The following is a 1386-nucleotide window of genomic DNA, read 5'->3' on the forward strand; positions in this document are numbered from 1 at the left end:
ACTGCACTTTCTGGAAAAATTCGTGTGATTTGTTTTCCGCATGATACGAGAGCGCAAAAAGGCGGCTCTTCCGGCACACTGGTGATGGAGAGGTCAACCGGTGCACACGGGAGAGCCACGGATGGCATGTTATCATGCGCCTGCCGATTGGAACCAGTGGGCCGACTGGCTGGCGGCCGGATTGCACGGCCGCTCGCGCTGGCGGTTGCCGGTGTTGATGCTGGGCCTGTTGTTCGGCAGCGGTCGGCGGACGGTGACGGCCTGGTTGCGGGCCGCCGGAGTCACGCCCGATTTTCAGGATTACTATTTCTTTCTGCAAAGCGTGGGACGCCGCTGGCAGGAACTCGGCGAGCGGGTGCTGCTCCTGGTGCTGCTGCGGGCGCTCGAGGGCCAGCCGCGGGTGCTGGCCAGTCTCGACGACTCGCCGACCAAACGTTACGGCCCCAAGGTCCAGGGGGCCGGCATTCATCACGACCCGACCCCCGGCCCGACCGGCTCGGCGTTCTGTTACGGCCATGTGTGGGTCACGCTGGCGCTGGTCGTGCGGCATCGCTGGTGGGGGGCCATCGGCCTGCCGATCTGGTCCTGGCTGTATGTCCGCGCCCAGGATGTGCCCCAGCTCCCCCAGCACTACGGCTGGACGTTTCAAACCAAGCTGGTGCTGGCGGCCGATCTGGTGCAGCGGGCGGCGGCACTGCTGCAAACGGCGGGAAAAGCCGTGTGGGCGGTCGCCGACGGGGCCTACACCAAACGGGCCTTCGTCCGCCCGGTGATGAAGGCGGGCGTGACGCTGGTGGGGCGACTGCGCAAAGACGCCGCGCTGCGCGACCTGCCGCCGCGCGAGACGAAGCCGCGTCGCGGACGCAAACGCAAGTACGGTTTGCACCGCATCAGCCTGGCCAAGCGGGCCGCGCACCCCAAGGGCTGGCAGGACGTGTCCTGCGTCTTGTACGGCGACGAGGTCGTCAAGCGCGTGAAGACCTTCCAAGCCGCGCATCCGACCTTCGGCGGGACGATCCGCGTGGTGATCGTCAAGGAGCCGGGCGGTCTCCAGTTCTTCTACTGCACCGATCCCGCGGCCGGCGCGGCCGAGATCGTCGAAGCCTTCGCCGACCGGGCGGCGATCGAGCAGGTCTTTCACGACGTGAAAGAAGTCTGGGGCGGCGGCCAACAACAGGTGCGCAACCTCTGGGCCAACATCGGCGTGTGGCATCTGAATCTGTGGCTTTACACGCTGGTGGAACTCTGGGCCTGGAACCGCACCGCCACCGATCTGGTGCGCCGCGACGACTCGCCGTGGGACGACGCCACGCGGCGGCCGTCGCACGCCGATCGACGCAAAGCCTTGCAGGCAGCCTGTCTGGTGGAAGAATTTTCGCGCACTAC

The 1386-nt window shown here is 66.6% G+C and carries 1 protein-coding gene; it reads left to right on the top strand.

The window, feature by feature from the left end:
• Positions 1–121: 121 nt before the first annotated feature.
• Positions 122–1386: IS701 family transposase (locus VF194_RS11080; protein ID WP_330890953.1), on the top strand; the 1265-nt coding region annotated here is incomplete at its 3' end.

Origin of the sequence: Ferrovibrio sp. (assembly GCF_036381655.1) — a bacterium.
Taxonomy (GTDB): Bacteria; Pseudomonadota; Alphaproteobacteria; order Ferrovibrionales; family Ferrovibrionaceae; genus Ferrovibrio.